Genomic DNA, 17,222 nt, shown 5'->3' on the forward strand with positions numbered 1-17,222 from the left:
TTAACGGCGCTTACCGTTGCTATTAGGAAAACAGGCAATTTTAACGTTCAGGCAGATGGCAATGTTGTTGAGGGGATCTCCTACAAGTATTGCCAGCTTATTCAACGGGGTGATGGCTATCGCTATCATCAATCACAGACCAAGATAGCCACTTAAAAGGAAGCGAGAACAGGGACAACCTTCGGTTGTCGCGCTATCCCTCCACCACCTAAAGGAAGTGGTTTCTCGCGCAAATATTTGATGAATCTGTCATTCAAGACCACCCTGTCGGGCGCTGCCCTGCTGCTGACAAGCCTGCTCACTCCGGCACTGGCACAAACCGCCCCCTCCGACACCCAGGCGCAGATCGAGCAGAGCGGTACCCTGCGGGTCGGCATGTCCACCTTCGCCCCCTGGGCGATGCGGGACAAACAGGGTGCCCTGATCGGTTTCGAGATTGACGTGGCCCGTCGCCTCGCCACCGACCACGGCTGGCAGGTGGAGTTCGTCCCCACCGCCTGGGATGGCATCATCCCCTCCCTGCTGGCAAAAAAGTATGACGTCATCATCGGCGGCCTCACCATCACCCCCGAGCGGGAGAAGAGCGTGCTGTTCACCCAGGCCTACTCCCACTCCGGGGTGCAGTTGGCCGCCTCCAGCACCCTGGCCAAAGAGAAGCAAACCGTGGCGGACTTCAACCAGCGCGGGGTGATCCTGGCGGTACGTCGTGGCGCCTCGCCGGTACAGGTAGCCAAAGCGCACTTTCCCAAGGCCACCCTGCGCCAGTTCGATGACGAGTCACAGGTATTTCAGGAGGTGCTGAACGGCCGCGCCCACGGCGCCCTCTCCTCCTCACCCAAACCCGAACAAGAAGCGCTGCGCCACCCGGATACCCTCTTTATGCCGTTTGCCAAGCAACTGGCACAGGGCAGCGAGGGCTTTGCCCTGCGCAAAGGGGATGATGTGCTGGCCGAACAGTTCAACGACTGGATCGCCGCCCGTCAGGCCGATGGCTGGCTCAAGGCGCGCCATGACTACTGGTTCAAGTCGCTGGCCTGGGAAGCGCAGGTCGTCAATCCATGATGCTGACGAAGATAAGAGGGGCCATTCGCCACATCGGTTGGTTGGATGGGGTGATCGCCATGATCCTGCTGCTGGCGGGCCTCTGGCTGGCCAGCCGCTTGCACATCGGGGTGGCCTATCAGTGGCGCTGGCATGAGGCCTTCGACCTGCTGTTCACCCCCGGCCCTCACGGCGAGTTACCCTACTTTTTCAGCGGCCTGCTTACCACCTTGCGCATCGCCTTGCTCGGCATGGTGCTGGCGCTGCTGCTCGGCACTGCCTTGGGGGTGGCCGCCTTCAGCCGCAGCCCCTGGCTGGTGATGCCCGCAACCCTGTTTATCCAGCTGATCCGCAACTTGCCGCCGCTGGTCTTTATCTTCATCTTCTATTTTTTTATCGCCAACCCGTTGCTGCCGGCGAGCGGCCTCTCCCGCTGGCTCGGCACCGTATCGCTCTCTCCGTGGCAAGAGGCGCTGTTTGGCCCGCCGGCACGCTGGGAGAACCTTATCTCAGGCACCCTCTGTGTCGGGATGATCAGCGCGGCCTTCGTCGCCGAGATCGTCCGCGCCGGGCTGGCCGCCATCCCCCGTGGTCAGTGGGAGGCGGCGCAGAGCCTCGGCCTCTCCCGCTGGGTGCAACTGCGTCAGGTGATCCTGCCCCAAGCCATGTTGCTGATGCTGCCCCCCCTCACCGGCCAGCTCATCGCGCTGGTGAAGGATACCGCCATCGTCTCCCTCATCTCGGTACAGGAGCTCACCTTCGTCGGTACCGAAATGGCCAACTCCAGCGGACTGGTCTACGAGATCTGGCTGCTGGTGGCAGCCGCCTATTTATTTATATGTTTGAGTCTGTTCGTACTGCTGAGCCGACTCGAAGCAAGACAAGGAGCACGCAAATGCTGACGTCCCTGTTGCTGGCGACCGTGTTGCAAGCAGAAGCCATCGGTGGTTATGCCGCCGGTTGTCTGAAAAACGGCGTATCCCTGCCCCTCGAAGGGCCGGGTTATCAGGTGATCCGCACCAAACGGCTGCGCTACTACGGCCACCCCGACCTTATCCACTACCTGCAGACGCTGGCCAACCAGACCCGCATGGCCGGCCTGCCGGATCTCTACATCGCTGATCTGGCGATGGCCCGTGGCGGCCCCTTTACCTCGGGCCATCGTAGCCACCAGACTGGCCTTGATGCCGATATCTGGTTTCGCATGGCCAACCGTCCCATCAGCAAGTGGGAACAGGATGCCCCAAAGGAGTGGGCGCTGATCGACGAACCCCGCTACAAGATGCTACCGGGTCGCTTCGGCCCACAGCAGCTCACCCTGCTGCGGCTGGCCGCCAGCAAACCCGAGGTAGCCCGCATCTTCGTCAACCCGGTGATCAAGTCGGCCGTCTGTGAGCAGGCAGGCCATGAACCCTGGGTGGCCAAGCTGCGCCCCTGGGTGGGCCATTTCAGCCACTTCCATGTGCGCCTGCGCTGCCCGGTCGACAGCCCCGATTGTGAACCCCAGGCTCCCATTCCGCTCGGCAATGGCTGCGGGGAAGAGCTGGCCTCCTGGCTCAAAGACAAACCCCAGCTGCCCAAGGTCTCCGGCATCAACAAGCGACCTGAGCTACCTGCGCGTTGTGGCAACTGACCCCAAGCTGGTATGGTGATGCACTCTTGGTCGTGCATCATCCATGGCGCACTATCGACTCGAAATATCAAAGGAGAACAACAAGATGGCCACATCACTCTGGCGCAGAACCACGCAGAGCCTGTTGACCCTGACCCTGCTGCTCAGCCTGACCGGCTGCGGCATGAATACCATTCCGACCCTGGATGAGCAGGTCAAGGCGAGCTGGGGACAGGTGGAGAACCAGTACCAACGCCGCGCCGATCTGATCCCCAACCTGGTGGCCACCGTCAAGGGGTATGCCACCCATGAGCAGGAGACCCTCAAAGCGGTCACCGACGCCCGCGCCCGGGTCGGCAGCGTGCAGATGAGTGACCCGGCCCAGCTCAAGGAGTTTGAAGCGGCGCAGAACCAGCTCTCCAGCGCCCTCTCCCGCCTGATGGTGGTGGTCGAGCGTTATCCCGATCTCAAGGCGGATCAGCAGTTCCTCACCCTGCAGGCCCAGCTGGAGGGGACCGAGAATCGCATATCGGTGGCCCGCCGCGACTATATCGAGGCGGTGCGCCAATTCAATACCGAGATCCGCACCTTCCCCGGCGTTATCTGGTCCAAATTGCTCTACTCGGATCTGGAGGCCAAACCCAGTTTCAGTGCCAAACCCGGTGCCGATGAGGCGCCCAAGGTCAGCTTCCAATGAAGATGATGCTGCGTGCACTGCTCCCTTTTCTGCTGATCTGGACGGTGGCGCTGCAGGCCGCGCCGAATTTTCCGGCCCTGAGCGGACGGGTGGTGGATGAGGCAAGCCTGATGTCCCGCAAGCAGGCCCACCAGCTCACCCAGCAGCTGGCCGCGTTTGAAAAACGCAGTGGTATCCAGCTGGTAGTGGTCTCCATCGACAGTTTGGAGGGAGAGACCATCGAGGAGTATGGCTACCAACTGGGACGTCACTGGGGCATCGGCCAGAAGGGCAAAGACAACGGTGTCCTGCTGCTGATCGCCCAGGATGAGCGCAAGGTGCGGATCGAAGTGGGCTACGGACTGGAAGGGGCGCTGCCCGATGCCATCGCGGCCAACATCATCCAGACCCGGATCCTGCCCGCCTTCAAGCGAGGCGACATGGTGGCCGGCATCATGGCAGGCAGCCAGGGCATCATTCAGGCCCTGGCCGGCGAATATCAGCCTGCCGACGCACAGAAAAAGGAGGCGACCCAGGGTCCCTGGCTCTTCATCCTGATGGTGATTGCGATGATCGTGCTCCATAACCTGCGCGGAGGGGGCGGCGGTGGGGGCTCGGGCCGACGTCGCCGCTCGGCCTACCTGGCCGGGGGACTGGGGGCCGGCTCCTTTGGCGGTCGCTCCGGAGGGGGGGGTGGCTTCAGCGGTGGTGGTGGCAGTTTTGGTGGCGGTGGTGCCTCCGGTGGTTGGTAACAGGGAGTAAGAGACGACAAGATGATTTCAAAACAGTTTTATCACACGCTTCAGGCCAGGGTCAGACAGGCAGAACAGGAGACGGACGCCGAACTGGTGACCGTGCTGGCCCCGGCCAGCGATGGATATCGCTATATTCCTACTCTCTGGGCGGCCCTGCTGGCCATGCTCACCCCGCTGCTGGTATTCCAGCTCGGCTTCTGGCTCGGCTGGTACGAGATCCTGCTGGTGCAGTGGTCAGTCTGGCTGCTGCTGAGCCTGCTGTTCCACTTAACTCCCATCAAGATGCGACTGATCCCGAAGAAAGTGCGCCAGCACAGGGCTGCCCTGATGGCACGCCTGCAATTTGTCGAACAGGGGCTGCACCGCACCCGCGATCGGCTCGGCGTGCTGATCTTCGTCTCGGCCGCCGAACACTACGTGGAGATCCTGGTGGATGACGGCATCGCCCAGCACATCGACAACGCCCAGTGGCAAGAGATCATCGATGACTTTGTGATGCGGGTGCGCAACAGGGAGATCGAGCAGGGCTTTCTGGAGTGCATCGAGCGTACCAGCGCCATCCTGAGCGATGCCTTCCCCGCCACCCGGGATCAGAATGAGCTGCCTGACAGCCTGATCATCCTGGACAAGCCCTGAGCCGCTGTAAAAAACAGCATTCTGTTCAAGGGTTAGGCGTTCGATAAAGATTATGAAAAATAAGGGGAAAAGTGATTGACCCAGGCAGCCATTTCCCCTACATTACGCCCCGTTCCAGCGCGACAGCGCAGCGAACAGCGTGTTGGCTGAACACGTTAAACAGCAGACCAAAATTTGGTGAGGTGTCCGAGTGGCTGAAGGAGCACGCCTGGAAAGTGTGTATACGGCAACGTATCGAGGGTTCGAATCCCTCCCTCACCGCCAAATGATAAGCCCAAGCAATTGGTTTGCTTGGGCTTTTTCTTTATGTGCGATTTTCACTATTTCATCCACTATGCCGTCTGATGTGAGCGGAGACGGCACTCGCTTGCCCTCTTTTAGACAATCTGATCGATGCTGACTATAGGTGATACTCCCGCTCGCATAGAATCACTTGAACCCCACAGGATAAGCGGTCGGTAAGGGGGCACCCAGTAACCAACAAATCAAATAACTGAGCCATTTTGCCGATGGAGGAGGTATCTTCCATGTCGGTACGCTTTCATCGTTTACATTAAGGAGTCTGCTCGCAATGAGTCACGATATTGCGCCCATCTGGCGTAAACCCATGAGCCTGGAGGGGCTCAATGCCAGCTCCCGCAACACCCTGATGGCCCACCTTGAGATCGTTTATACCGCCTTCGGTCCTGACTGGTTGGAGGCCACCATGCCGGTGGATCACCGTACCCATCAGCCGCTCGGCATGCTGCACGGTGGCGCTTCCGTGGTACTGGCTGAGACGCTGGGGTCGCTGGCGGCCAACATGGCAGTGGGGCCAGACAGCTATTGCGTGGGGCTGGAGGTGAATGCCAACCATCTGCGGGCCAAGCGGGAGGGAGTGGTAACCGGGCGCTGTGCGCCGCTCCATCTGGGAGCGACGACCCAGGTGTGGCAGATAGAAATTCGGGACGAACGTGCGCGTTTATTGTGTACCAGCCGACTGACCATGGCGGTGCTCAAACACAAGCGGGGCAAGGACTCCAGCGAGGAGTGATCTGCAATAACGCACTATGAGTGCAAAATAAGCAAGCCATACTCGTCAGATCCCTCTATAATTGCCAACGTCTTGAGACGCTTATCACATTTTTCAAGACAGCAGAACAAAGTGGCGCTATAATCGCCGCCTTTTTGCTATTCCGCGGTGCTTAGCCGCCTGCCTTAATCTGGAAGAATCTATGTCTGATACCGAACAACTGCCCCTTTTTAGTGAGCTTGGACTGGCCGCGCCTGTATTGAAAGCGCTGCAGGACGTGGGCTATGAGCGCCCGTCACCGATCCAGGCCGCAGCAATTCCCCACCTGATGGCGGGACACGATCTGCTGGGGCAGGCGCAAACCGGTACAGGGAAGACCGCTGCTTTTGCCTTGCCTCTGTTGTCTCGTCTGGAAGCTGGTAACCGCAATACCCAGGTTTTGGTGCTGGCACCGACTCGTGAACTGGCGCTGCAGGTTGCCGAAGCGTGCCAACGCTACGCCCACCACATGCCGGACTTCCACGTCCTGCCGATCTACGGTGGCTCCTCTTACGAAACCCAGACCCGCGCTCTGCGTCGTGGTGCTCAGGTTGTGGTAGGTACTCCTGGCCGTGTGATGGACCTGATCCGTCGCAAGAACTTGGATCTCTCCAATCTGAAAGCACTGGTGCTGGACGAAGCGGACGAAATGCTGCGCATGGGCTTCATCGACGATGTGGACTGGATCATGGACCAGTGCCCGAACACGCGTCAGGTCGCCCTGTTCTCTGCCACCATGCCGGAGCAGATCCGTCGTGTTGCCCAGAAGCACCTGAAACAGCCCAAAGAGATCAAGATCGTCTCCAAGACGTCCACTGCACCGACCATCCGTCAGCGCTACTGGCAGGTCACTGGTCTGCACAAGCTGGACGCCATGACCCGTCTGCTGGAAGTCGAACCGTATGAGGCCGTACTGGTCTTCGTACGTACCAAGAATGCTGCCGAAGAGCTGGCTGGCAAGCTGGCCGCTCGTGGCCACGCCTGTGAAGCACTGCACGGCGACATCCCGCAGAAGCTGCGTGAGCGTACCGTTGACAAGCTGCGTCAGGGCCAGCTGGACATCCTGATCGCCACCGACGTGGTGGCTCGTGGTCTGGACGTTGAGCGTATCACTCACGTTGTGAACTACGACATTCCGTATGACACCGAATCCTACGTACACCGTATCGGTCGTACCGGTCGTGCCGGTCGTAAAGGTGAAGCGATCCTGTTCGTTGCTCCCCGTGAGCGTCGTATGCTGCGCGCCATCGAGCATGCAACTCGTCAGGCTATCGAGCCGATGAAGATGCCGAGCACCGAGGACATCAACCAGCACCGTATGACCAAGTTCAAAGAGCGCATCCGGGAAACCATGATGGGCGAAGAGCTTGAGCTCTACCTGAACCTGGTCAACGAGCTGATCGAAGAGGACTCTGCCGACCCGCTGGAGCTTGCTGCTGCACTGGCCAAGCTGGTTCAGGGTGACCAACCGCTGCTGCTGGATGACTCCATTCCGGATCCGCTGCTAAACGCTGGCAACGACCGTGGTGGCTTCGAGCGCCGTGAGTTCAACGACCGTGGCGGTCGTGACTTCGGTGACCGTGGTGATCGACCTGCCCGTCGCATGCCATCTCTTGAGCCGCGTCCGCTCAAAGACAACCCTGATGTGGAGATGGAGCGCTACCGCGTAGATGTGGGAGCCCATCACGGCGTCAAGCCGGGCCAGATCGTCGGCGCCATCGCCAACGAAGCGAACATTGAGAGCCGTTTCATCGGCAACATCGACATTGCTGACGACTTCTCCACCGTCGATCTGCCGAAGGGCATCAGCCCGGACGTGCTGGAAGTGATCAAGAAGGCCCGTGTCTGCCAGCGTCCGCTGCAGATCAGCCGCTACACCGAGGTGCCGGCCGGTGGCAACACCAGCAGCCGCCCGCCCCGTGGTGATCGTCCGTTCCGTGGTGACCGTCCTTTCAACAAGGATCGCCGTCCGCAGGGTGACCGTCCGTTCAACAAGAGCGGGGAGCGCCGTGAAGGTGGCTTCAACAAAGATCGCAAATTCGGTGGCAAGCGTCGCGAAAGCTGATTGCTGATCCCGTTATGAAGAAGGCCGCTCATTGAGCGGCCTTTTTTGTGCTTGTGCCCCACCAGGTTATAAGGAGGTGGTGCGCTGGGGATGATATGAAAATTGCGCGTTCAGAGTCTGGTGGTCGAGGCGCTCCTTTTGTTTGGGTCGCCGTCACTGCTGCCACTCGGGGGAGAGGGCATCGTCCGCAATACTTGCGCCAAAAGTTGCATAGATTCTGCAAAATAGGGGTTATAGGTCAATCTGGCGTGGATTTTTCCCTCCTCCGTATAGCCATAAGATGAGTACCACACGTCAGCACCAGCCTCACAGGCTTGCTCTGCGACTGGCGGCTGGCCGTTGCTGCATATCCGGTTGCGACCCGCGATACCATATTCACGGTTATCCGGTGCAAACAGCGCCCCCATGTGTGAACCTTCACTAATGCGCAGAGCCGGTAACTTCATTGAAAATGCCTTCGCCCGCGGATCATCAGGCGGAGTCTCACCTAACCAGACCAATCTGGCATTCGGATGGGTGAACTGCTGTTGAAATACGTCACTGGCATAGGCTTTATCGATGACGTTGTCCCCTTCACTGATCACCATAAATACGGGTTTGTTATAAATCGGCTTGGCAGATAACAGCGATCTGACCCGCTTGGTAGTTTGGTAATAACTGACGGCGGCCTTCATCGGCAGTGACTCATAACGCAGCCGGTTATGCTCGGGGTCACGGTCTGCCCAAGTGACCAGATACTGTGCATATTCACTGAGTGGTAACAGTTTTGACTGCGCCTTGAAAGCCGGGGAGTAGAGGATCAATCCGCTTATCTCATCGTGGGCCAGGGCGTGACTGGTGACCAGATTGGCGCCGGTCGAGTAGCCACCGAGCCATATGTTGTCCACCTCTTGCCGCAGCAGTGAGACTTGATGAGCGACACTCTCTTGCCACTGCGTATCGGAGGCCAGCTGCAAGTCACCGACCTTGCTGCCGTGCCCCGGCAGTAACATGGTTCTGACCAGATAGCCTTGCTGGCTCAGATGCCGGGCAATATCGACAAAAGAATAGGGGGAATCACCCAATCCGTGTACCAGCAAGATACCGTCCCCATTGGGTGTGTGTGGGCGAAATTCACGGGGGGCGTTGACACTGATTTCATACGCTTTGTCTGCACCGACAACGTAGCGCTCGACCTGCAGCCAATCGGTGGTCTCTTTTACATATTCGGAGAAACTAGGCTGCCTGAAATCGGGCAAGGTCGCTGCTGCTTGATAATAGGGGGGCTCGGTGCCGTTTAGCTCACAACCGCCCAGTGCCAATAGTGGTACGCTGAGTAGCAGCTGTTTGACTCTATGGTTCATCTATTCCTCCTGCTCTTTCGTTCATGCCAGGCAAGATGACAGGCTGTCATCGCAGCGGTATCACGGAGGGCTCCGGTCAGTGCCGAGGTACGGCTCCTCGTGGCAATACTGCATGGTGGCGCAGAAAAACAGGTTATCTTATTTTAAAATGAGTAAATACTGCATAATATTGCGTTTACTGTTGCATAAAATGAGCATATTAATGGATCGACTCACCGCCCTTCAGGTCTTTGTGACCGTTGTCGAACGCGGTAGCCTCAGCGCTGCCGCCGAGCAACTGGATATATCGCGCGCGATGGTATCGCGTTATCTGGCTGAACTGGAGCGGTGGATGGGGGCGAGGCTGCTGCACCGCACTACCCGTCGCCAGAGTCTGACCAGCGCCGGAGAAGAAGCCCTCACGCGTGCTCGGGCCATGCTCGCAATTGGCGACGAGATGGCACATCTGGCGATCCAGCATGATGCATCCCCCAAGGGACAGCTGCGGGTCACATGTAGCTATGCACTGGCCGATGCGTTTTTGATCCCCGCCGTCCACGACTATCTAACCCGCTGGCCGGGAACGTCCATTGATATCATGCTGGCTGACCGCACCGTCAATCTGGTGGAGGAGCGAATTGATCTGGCCCTGCGGATCACCAATGATCTCGACCCGAATCTAGTTGCCCGCCAGCTCGGGGTATGCCGCTCGGTGATCTGTGCCAGCCCCACCTATCTGATGGCCCATGGCGCCCCACAACATGTGCATGATCTCGCGCTGCATAATTGCCTCACCTATGCGTACTTTGGCAAGAGCCTGTGGCATTTTGCCGGAGCGGATGGCCCGGTCTCTGTGCCAGTGGGAGGAAATCTGAGTGGCAATATCTCCAACCTGCTACTGCGTGCCACCTTGCTGGGGACGGGGATCAGCATGCAGCCTTTGGGGTCGGTCGCACCGTTCATCGAACGGGGTGAACTTGTGCCGTTGCTCACCGCTTACCAGCCACAACTGTTGGGCATCCATGCCGTCTATAACACGCGTAAGCAGATGTCACCGTTACTGCGCAGTTTCCTCGATTTTCTGGTCGAAACTATGCGTGATGATCCCATCTGGCAGGAGAGCGCCCCTGCAAGGTAGTTCGCCACATGTTTAGCAGATGCCCCGTAAACCCTCGCCCAATCGGGCGGGGAGATAAGGGGAGCTAATTTTGTGTGTTCTGCGAGGCCACATACGCCTTGAGCGTTTCAATAGTGGCCCCGCCAGCACTGCAAGCAAAGTAAGAGCGCGACCACAGCACCCCACTATTACTCTGCTTTCGTAGGTGCGTATTCAATATGCGAATGTGGCGGCTGCTGACCGACTTCAAATTATTGACCAATACACTGACGGCCAACTTCGGCGGATAGGCTACCAGTAGATGAACGTGATCGGCTTCGCCATCCATCTCCAGAATGTCGATCTCCCACTTCTTTGCCGCAGATAACAATCATGCCCTTAAGCGGGATGTCACCAGGGATAGGTAACGCCGGGCCACTCGGCCCAAGGCACTTCTCGCCCCGGCAGACGGGGTTCTGGCCACTGCCACACCTTGGCGAGCCAGTCGCGCAGCTGAGCCTCCAGCTCCTCATCCGTGATGGGCGCCTCGGCCACCTTCCAGAAGAAGAGTTCCACCTCTACCTCCGGCAACACCGAGGGGTAGAGATAAACCCCGCCCCAGAATTGCGGCTCCCGATCCGGACTCCAAAGGCCATAGGCAAAAGACCGCTTGGCCAGAAACTCCGACTGCTGCCACGCCATATCCCCTTCGTGCTGACTCAGGCTGAAGTTGGCGGAGGGCCAGATATCATTCGGGCGAAACAGTTGATGAAGCTGTTCGCGCTCGCGCAGGATGGCGACAAACTCCACCACAGCCTGGGCAGGGGTGGCAGGCAGCAGCAAGAAATCCGGGTGCCGATAGGCCTTCGGCACCCGAAACCGTTTGGGCAGACTCAGCATCAGAGCAGCTCCAGCAGGGCCTGCAATGGATGTTTAAGCTTTTCCCCCTCCATTCGCTTGACCTGGCTACGGCAAGAGTAGCCGGTGGCCAGACAGCGTCCCTTGGGCAGACGAGCGAGTGGCTCGGCCCAGCTCAGCCCATAAATTCCCTTGGAATTCTCTACCTGTTTGACGTCGTGACCATAGGTGCCCGCCATGCCGCAGCAGCCCACCGAGACCGGCTGCAAGCTGGCCCCGAAACGGCCAAACAGAGTGATCCAGTCGCCATGGGTCGAGGGCTTGGCGGTCTTCTCGGTGCAGTGAGCGAACAGATACCAGGGCTCGGGTTCACTCCCCTCCCCGCTCTTTGCCTTGTCGCCGCTAACAGGCAGTTGATCTGCCGGCAGCGATAGCAGCCACTCCTGTGGCAGCAACACCTGAAAATCACCGCGAGCCGACCCCAGCGCCTTGGCATACTCGTCGCGATAGCAGAGCACCATGGCCGGATCCACCCCCACCATGGGAATGCCAAGCGCCGCCACCTTGTTGAGGAACTGGGCACTGTTGGCGGCGGTGCGGGCAAACGCGCGCAGGAACCCCTTGATATGCTGGGGCTTGCCGTTGGGTTTGAACGGCAGCAGATAGGGCTGGAACCCGAGCTTGCTGGCGAGTTTCACCAGGTCGCGCACCACGGGAGCGTCGTAATAACTGGTAAAGGGATCCTGCACAATGAGCAACACCTTCTGGCGCTGTTCGGCGCTCATCCGCTCCAGCCCCGGCAGGTCGAAGTAGCGGGCGCGATGGTCACGTAGCGCCTCGGCCAGGGTCGGCACGCTCAGAAGTGGCACATCCACCATGCCGATGCTCTTCTCGGTCGCCTTCTGGGCCCACTCTTTTTCGAGGAAGAAGTTGACCAGCTTCGGCGCCTTGGCAAGCAGCGGCGCATAGCTCTCCACCGTGCCGACGAAGTAATCCTTGGGGGCACGCAGGTAGCGGCCGTGATAAAGCTGCATAAAACGGGCGCGAAAATCGGGCACATCCACCTTGATCGGGCACTGGCTGGTGCACGCCTTGCACGCAAGACAGCCGGCCATCGCCTCCATCACCTCGTGGGAGAAATCATACTCCCCGCGCTGTTTGGCCCAGCTGTTGCGCACCTTGTCCACCAGCTGTTTGAAACGCACACCACCGGATTGCAGCGCCACCTCTTCCGCCAGCGGATCAAACCCCTGCTCCGCCAGCTGGCGTAACCACTCGCGCATCAGGCCCGCCCGCCCCTTGGGGGAGTGACGGCGATCGCGACTGATCTTGACCGAGGGGCACATGGGGGAGTCGGTCTCGAAGGTGAAGCACAGACCATTGCCGTTGCAGTCCAGGGCCCGGGTGTAGCTGGTACGCACCGCCAGCGGGATCTGGCGGTCAAACTTGCCACGCTTGGGGCCATCCACCGAGACCAGCTCGGCGCCACTGCCATACGGCACGCAGATCTTGCCCGGGTTGATGCGGTTGGCCGGGTCGAACGCTCCCTTGACCCGCTGCAGCTCCTCCCACAGCTCGCCAAAGAAGGCGGGGCTGTATTCGGAGCGAAAGCCCTTGCCGTGCTCGCCCCACATCAGGCCGCCATATTTGGCGGTGAGCGCCACCACCTGATCGGAGATGCGGCGCAGCAGCACTTCCTGCTCGGGATCGCACAAATCCAGCGCCGGGCGCACATGCAGCACACCGGCATCGACGTGGCCGAACATGCCGTAGTCGAGACCGTGGCCGTCCAGCAGGGCGCGAAACTCCATGATGAAATCGGCCAGTGACTCTGGCGGCACGGCGGTATCTTCAGTGAAGGCCACCGGCTTCTTGCGCCCTTCGGCGTTGCCCAGCAGCCCCACCGACTTCTTGCGCATGGTGTAGATGGTCTCGATGCTTGGCAGGTGGTCACACACCTGATAGCCGATGATCCCCGCCTCACCCTTGGCCAACAGCCCCTCGATACGGCGGCAGAGCTCCGCCACCTTGGCCTTGTGTTCTGCCTCATCGGTATCGGCAAACTCGACGATGTTGAGCCCCTGCAGATCCTTGCCGGGCACATCCTGAATAAGCTCTTTCACCGAATGCCAGATGATGTCGGCGCGTGCCAGCCCCAATACCCGGGAATCCACCGTTTCCACCGAGAGAGCTTGCGCCTGCACCATAAAGGGAGCGTTGCGCAGGGCGGAGGGGAAGCTGTCGTACTTGACGTTGACCAGGGTGCGGTAGCGCGGGATCGGTGTGATGTTGAGTCTGGCTTCGGTGATAAAACCCAGAGACCCTTCCGAGCCACACAGCACCCGGCTCACATCCAGCGTATCTGTGTCGGGTTGATAGAGGTGCTTGAGATCGTAGCCGGTCAGAAAGCGGTTGAGCTTGGGGAAGGTCGCCTCGATGTCGGCTCGGCGCTCCTTGCCGATGCGATAGAGGGTGCGATAGATCTCCCCTTCCCGATTCTCCAGCGTCAGCTTGTCGGCCAGTCGCTCACCGGTCAGCGGCTCTGTGGCCATGATGTCGCCATTCTCCAGCACCGCTTTGAGGCCCTGCACGTGATCCGAGGTTTTGCCGTAAACCAGTGACCCCTGCCCCGAGGCATCGGTGTTGATCATGCCCCCTAAGGTGGCGCGGTTGGAGGTGGAAAGATCCGGCGAGAAGAAGTAGCCGTGGGGCTTCAAGTAGGCGTTGAGCTGGTCTTTCACCACCCCGGCCTGGGCCCGCACCCACCCCTCTTCCAGATTAATTTCCATGATCTGGTTCATATAACGGGAGAGATCGACGATAATGCCGCCGCCCAATGACTGACCATTGGTGCCGGTACCGCCACCGCGAGGAAAAAAACTCAAGGAGGCGAACGCCGGCTCAGCGGCCAGCTTGAGCATTGCTGCTATGTCGTCCGCACTGCGCGGATAGAGAACCGCCTGAGGTACTACCTGATAGACGCTGTTATCCGTCGCCATCGCCAACCGGCTTGCATAAGACTTTTCGATATCACCACGAAATGCGCTGCGCTCTAGCAACTCAAGAAACTGCAGGGTTGCGGGTGACAAACTGTCCTGGTAATCGAGTCTCGGGATCATGAATCCTTGTTCCCATCCTTTGCTTGATGCCGGCACGCCGGCGACAACGACTGGCCAGCCGCCTGTCAATGGCAATCAGGCCAGTCCGCTCACATGTGAGCGGGCAGTATATCAGCTAGAAAACCGCTTGCGCTTGGCAATATTCACCATTTGAAAGGAGGACTTTTATGGCTCACCACAGCCATGTTATCAGTACGCTGGTCACCACCGAAAAACAGGCGCTTACCCTGTCGCTGTTCGGTTGTATCACCTTTGCCATCTTCGGCATCGGCTACGGCCTCTTCGTCGGTTCCAACGCCATCATGCTCGACGGTATCTTCACCCTGTTCAGCATGGGCATGACCGGCCTCGGTCTTGTTACCGCCTATCTCGTTACCCGCCCTTCCGATGCGCGCTTCCAGTATGGCTACGCCCACTTCGAGCCCATCACCAACGTCATCAATGGCACCATTATTCTGCTGCTCTGCCTTGGTGCTCTCTATAGCGGCATCACCACCCTGCTGGATGGCGGACGGGAGATCGATCTCGGCCACGCCCTTATCTATGCCGCCGTCTCCACCTTCTTCTGCGCCATCATCTATCGCATCGAAGCCCAGGTCGCCGAGCAGGTAGACTCCGAGCTGGTGCGGGTCGACTCCAAGGAGTGGCTGGTAGATACCCTGCTCAGCGCCACCCTGCTTATCGGTTTCGTGGTCGCCATCGGCCTCGATGCCATCGGCTACGGCCAATACAACCGCTACATAGACCCGGTGCTGGTCTCGCTGCTGGCCCTCTGCGCTACTCTCATTCCCATCAAGGTGCTCGGTCGCAACCTGCGAGAAGTGTTGAAAATCGCCCCCAAGGGGGATGTGCCACGGCAAGTCGAGCAGGAGATCGAGGCGCTGCGCCAGCGCCACGGCATCGAGTGCTACAGCCATCTGGCCAAAAGCGGTCGCCGCTTCGATCTGGAATTGAACATTCTGGTGGCACCGGGTCAGGAGTGGCCCGTCGAACGTCAGGATGCCCTGCGTCAGGAGCTCTGGTCTCGCCTCGGCGACACCCTGGGGGATGCCTGGCTATCGGTCTGTTTCACCCGCGAAAAGCGCTGGTTGTAACGACCGCACGGGGGAGCGCGGCACGGCCCCTCCCCCTGTCTCATCACAACCCCATCACGCCCCGCTCACGCTGCACTTGCCAAATTGGCATCAGTCGTTATCATCAGGGCTCATTTTTAACCCGAGGTTTTATTGCCCATCATGGACAATCCCCGAAGTTGCCCTTCGTTTCTTCCCGTCAAAACCTATCTCTATCTGCTTAATCAGCGCCTCTGAATAACGTCATAGCCCTGCTGTCACTACGGCCGTCGTGAGCCGTGCTCACTGCTTGCTCTGTCTGTTTTTATTGAGGTCATACATGGAATTGCTGCTGGATCCCCATATCTGGATCGGTCTGTTTACCCTGATCATTCTGGAAATCGTGCTGGGGATCGACAACCTGGTCTTCATCGCCATTTTGGTGAAAAAACTGCCCCCCGCCCAGCGGGACAAGGCGCGCATCATCGGCCTGTCGCTGGCCCTGCTGATGCGACTTGGACTCTTGAGCGTCATGTCCTGGCTGGTCACTCTGACCGCCCCCATCCTGCATATCTGGGATCACCCCTTCTCCGGTCGGGATCTGATCCTGATGGGCGGCGGCCTGTTCCTGCTGTTCAAGGCCACCTCCGAGCTCCATGAACGGCTGGAGGCCAAGCCCCAGGAAGATGGCCCAATCGGTGCCTACGCCAGCTTCGGCGTGGTGATCGCCCAGATCCTGGTGCTGGATGCGGTCTTCTCGCTGGACTCCATCATCACTGCCGTCGGCATGGTGGATGAGCTGTGGGTGATGATGGCGGCCGTGACCATCGCCATGGTGGTGATGGTGCTCGCTTCCAAACCGCTGACCCGCTTCGTCAACGCCCACCCCACTGTGGTAGTGCTCTGTCTGAGCTTCCTCTTGATGATCGGCTTCAGCCTGGTGGCAGAAGGCTTCGGCTTCCATATTCCGAAGGGCTACCTCTACGCGGCTATCGGCTTCTCGGTGCTGATCGAATTTTTCAACCAGCTGGCCCAGCGCAGCGCCATGCGCCACGAGTCCAAACAGCCCCTGCGGGAACGCACCACCGCCGCCATCTTCAAGCTGATGGGCAGCAAGGCGTATCAACAGCAGGCAGATGATGATCTGGACGCCGCCCCCGCCGCGCCGCTGAGCTTTGGTGAAGAGGAGCGCTATATGGTGACCGGCGTACTGTCGCTGGCCGAGCGCTCCATTCGCACCATCATGACCCCGCGCTCGGAGATGGCCTGGATCGACATCAACGACTCCAGCGACGAGATCCGCGCCCTGCTGAAGCAGGAGCCCCACAGCCTGTTCCCCATTTGTGACGGGGATCTGGACGAGGTGATCGGGGTGGTCAAGGCGCGCGACCTGCTGTTTGCCTTGAATGAAGGGCAATCTTTGAGCGAACTGGCCAAGCAAAACGATCCCATAATCGTGCCGCAGACCATCAACGTGATCCGCCTGCTGGCGGAGCTGCGCAAAGCCAAGGGGAGCCTTATTCTGGTCTCCGACGAGTTTGGCGTGATCCAGGGGCTGGTCACCACCCACGATCTGCTGGAGGCTATCGTCGGCGAGCTGCCCGATGAAGACGAGACCCCCGACATGGTCCGCGATGGAGCTGGCTGGCTCATCAACGGCAGCACCAACATCCACCATGTGGAGCAGGTGCTCGAATACGAGGGGCTGGTGAGCGAGAGCGACGAATACGTGACCCTGGCCGGCATGCTGCTCTCCCACTTCGGCACCCTGCCCGCCCCGGGCCAGCAGTTGCAACTGCAGCAGCTCAACTTCGAGGTGATCGAGGTGAGCGAGCGGCGCATCGAGCGGGTCAGGGTGATGCCAGCCACCAGCTGACTATCGCCAATAGCATGATAACAAGAGGGCCTGCGGGCCCTCTTTTATTGTTCGCCTGCAGTA

At 59.5% G+C, this 17,222-nt stretch carries 14 protein-coding genes, 1 tRNA gene and 1 pseudogene; 12 read left to right on the top strand and 4 right to left on the bottom strand.

Annotated features, from left to right (window positions below; genetic code table 11):
• The first annotated feature begins 240 nt into the window (after positions 1–240).
• From BN1125_RS17575 to BN1125_RS17615, 9 genes are all read left to right on the top strand, one after another.
• Positions 241–1,062 (top strand): transporter substrate-binding domain-containing protein, encoded by an 822-nt coding sequence (locus BN1125_RS17575; protein ID WP_042013895.1) that lies wholly within the window; start codon positions 241–243, stop codon positions 1,060–1,062.
• Positions 1,059–1,943 carry an amino acid ABC transporter permease gene (locus tag BN1125_RS17580; RefSeq protein ID WP_244268521.1) on the top strand — a complete coding sequence of 295 codons (885 nt, stop codon included), beginning with the start codon at positions 1,059–1,061 and terminating at the stop codon, positions 1,941–1,943. Before BN1125_RS17575 ends, BN1125_RS17580 begins: the two co-directional genes overlap by 4 nt.
• A complete protein-coding gene (gene mepA, locus BN1125_RS17585; protein WP_042013896.1) occupies positions 1,937–2,674 on the top strand; it encodes a penicillin-insensitive murein endopeptidase in 738 nt (245 codons plus the stop codon). Before BN1125_RS17580 ends, mepA begins: the two co-directional genes overlap by 7 nt.
• A gap of 85 nt (positions 2,675–2,759) precedes the next feature.
• Positions 2,760–3,350, top strand: coding sequence for a LemA family protein (locus BN1125_RS17590; RefSeq protein ID WP_042013899.1), 591 nt, complete (start codon positions 2,760–2,762; stop codon positions 3,348–3,350).
• Positions 3,347–4,081 carry a TPM domain-containing protein gene (locus BN1125_RS17595; protein WP_042013900.1) on the top strand — a complete coding sequence of 245 codons (735 nt, stop codon included), beginning with the start codon at positions 3,347–3,349 and terminating at the stop codon, positions 4,079–4,081. Before BN1125_RS17590 ends, BN1125_RS17595 begins: the two co-directional genes overlap by 4 nt.
• Positions 4,082–4,102: 21 nt before the next feature.
• On the top strand, positions 4,103–4,720 hold the full coding sequence (locus tag BN1125_RS17600; protein ID WP_042013901.1) for a TPM domain-containing protein: 618 nt from the start codon (positions 4,103–4,105) through the stop codon (positions 4,718–4,720).
• A gap of 176 nt (positions 4,721–4,896) precedes the next feature.
• Positions 4,897–4,984 (top strand) — tRNA-Ser (locus BN1125_RS17605).
• A 307-nt stretch (positions 4,985–5,291) separates the two neighbouring features.
• Positions 5,292–5,753, top strand: a complete 462-nt coding sequence (locus BN1125_RS17610) for a hotdog fold thioesterase (RefSeq protein ID WP_042013903.1) — start codon at positions 5,292–5,294, stop codon at positions 5,751–5,753.
• A 181-nt stretch (positions 5,754–5,934) separates the two neighbouring features.
• On the top strand, positions 5,935–7,836 hold the full coding sequence (locus BN1125_RS17615) for a DEAD/DEAH box helicase (RefSeq protein ID WP_042013905.1): 1,902 nt from the start codon (positions 5,935–5,937) through the stop codon (positions 7,834–7,836).
• A gap of 110 nt (positions 7,837–7,946) precedes the next feature.
• Here the strand turns inward: BN1125_RS17615 and BN1125_RS17620 are convergent, their stop codons facing one another.
• The gene (locus BN1125_RS17620) at positions 7,947–9,179 is read right to left on the bottom strand and encodes an alpha/beta hydrolase (protein WP_084202341.1); all 1,233 of its coding nucleotides are present in this window, start codon (positions 9,177–9,179) and stop codon (positions 7,947–7,949) included.
• A gap of 202 nt (positions 9,180–9,381) precedes the next feature.
• Here BN1125_RS17620 and BN1125_RS17625 point away from each other — a divergent pair, with 202 nt between their 5' ends.
• Complete coding sequence (locus tag BN1125_RS17625; protein WP_042013906.1) at positions 9,382–10,296, top strand: LysR family transcriptional regulator; 915 nt, start codon at positions 9,382–9,384, stop codon at positions 10,294–10,296.
• 64 nt (positions 10,297–10,360) lie between these two features.
• Here BN1125_RS17625 and tnpA read toward each other — a convergent pair.
• The 3 genes and pseudogenes from tnpA to ydiJ form a co-directional block, all read right to left on the bottom strand.
• A pseudogene (tnpA, locus tag BN1125_RS18770) lies at positions 10,361–10,642 on the bottom strand (IS200/IS605 family transposase); the annotation flags it as partial.
• A 23-nt stretch (positions 10,643–10,665) separates the two neighbouring features.
• Positions 10,666–11,154: a hypothetical protein gene (locus BN1125_RS17635; protein ID WP_042013908.1), complete on the bottom strand. Its 489-nt coding sequence runs from the start codon at positions 11,152–11,154 to the stop codon at positions 10,666–10,668.
• Entirely contained in the window at positions 11,154–14,231 is a 3,078-nt protein-coding gene (ydiJ, locus tag BN1125_RS17640; RefSeq protein WP_042013911.1) for a D-2-hydroxyglutarate dehydrogenase YdiJ, read from the bottom strand. Before ydiJ ends, BN1125_RS17635 begins: the two co-directional genes overlap by 1 nt.
• 167 nt (positions 14,232–14,398) lie before the next feature.
• Between ydiJ and BN1125_RS17645 the strand changes: the two genes are divergently transcribed.
• Together BN1125_RS17645 and BN1125_RS17650 are read left to right on the top strand one after the other, a co-directional pair.
• Positions 14,399–15,325 carry a cation diffusion facilitator family transporter gene (locus BN1125_RS17645; protein ID WP_005361338.1) on the top strand — a complete coding sequence of 309 codons (927 nt, stop codon included), beginning with the start codon at positions 14,399–14,401 and terminating at the stop codon, positions 15,323–15,325.
• 298 nt (positions 15,326–15,623) lie between these two features.
• A complete protein-coding gene (locus BN1125_RS17650) occupies positions 15,624–17,159 on the top strand; it encodes a TerC family protein (protein WP_042013914.1) in 1,536 nt (511 codons plus the stop codon).
• Positions 17,160–17,222: the final 63 nt, after the last annotated feature.

The sequence above is a fragment of the Aeromonas fluvialis genome, assembly GCF_000819885.1.
Taxonomy (GTDB): domain Bacteria; phylum Pseudomonadota; class Gammaproteobacteria; order Enterobacterales; family Aeromonadaceae; genus Aeromonas; species Aeromonas fluvialis.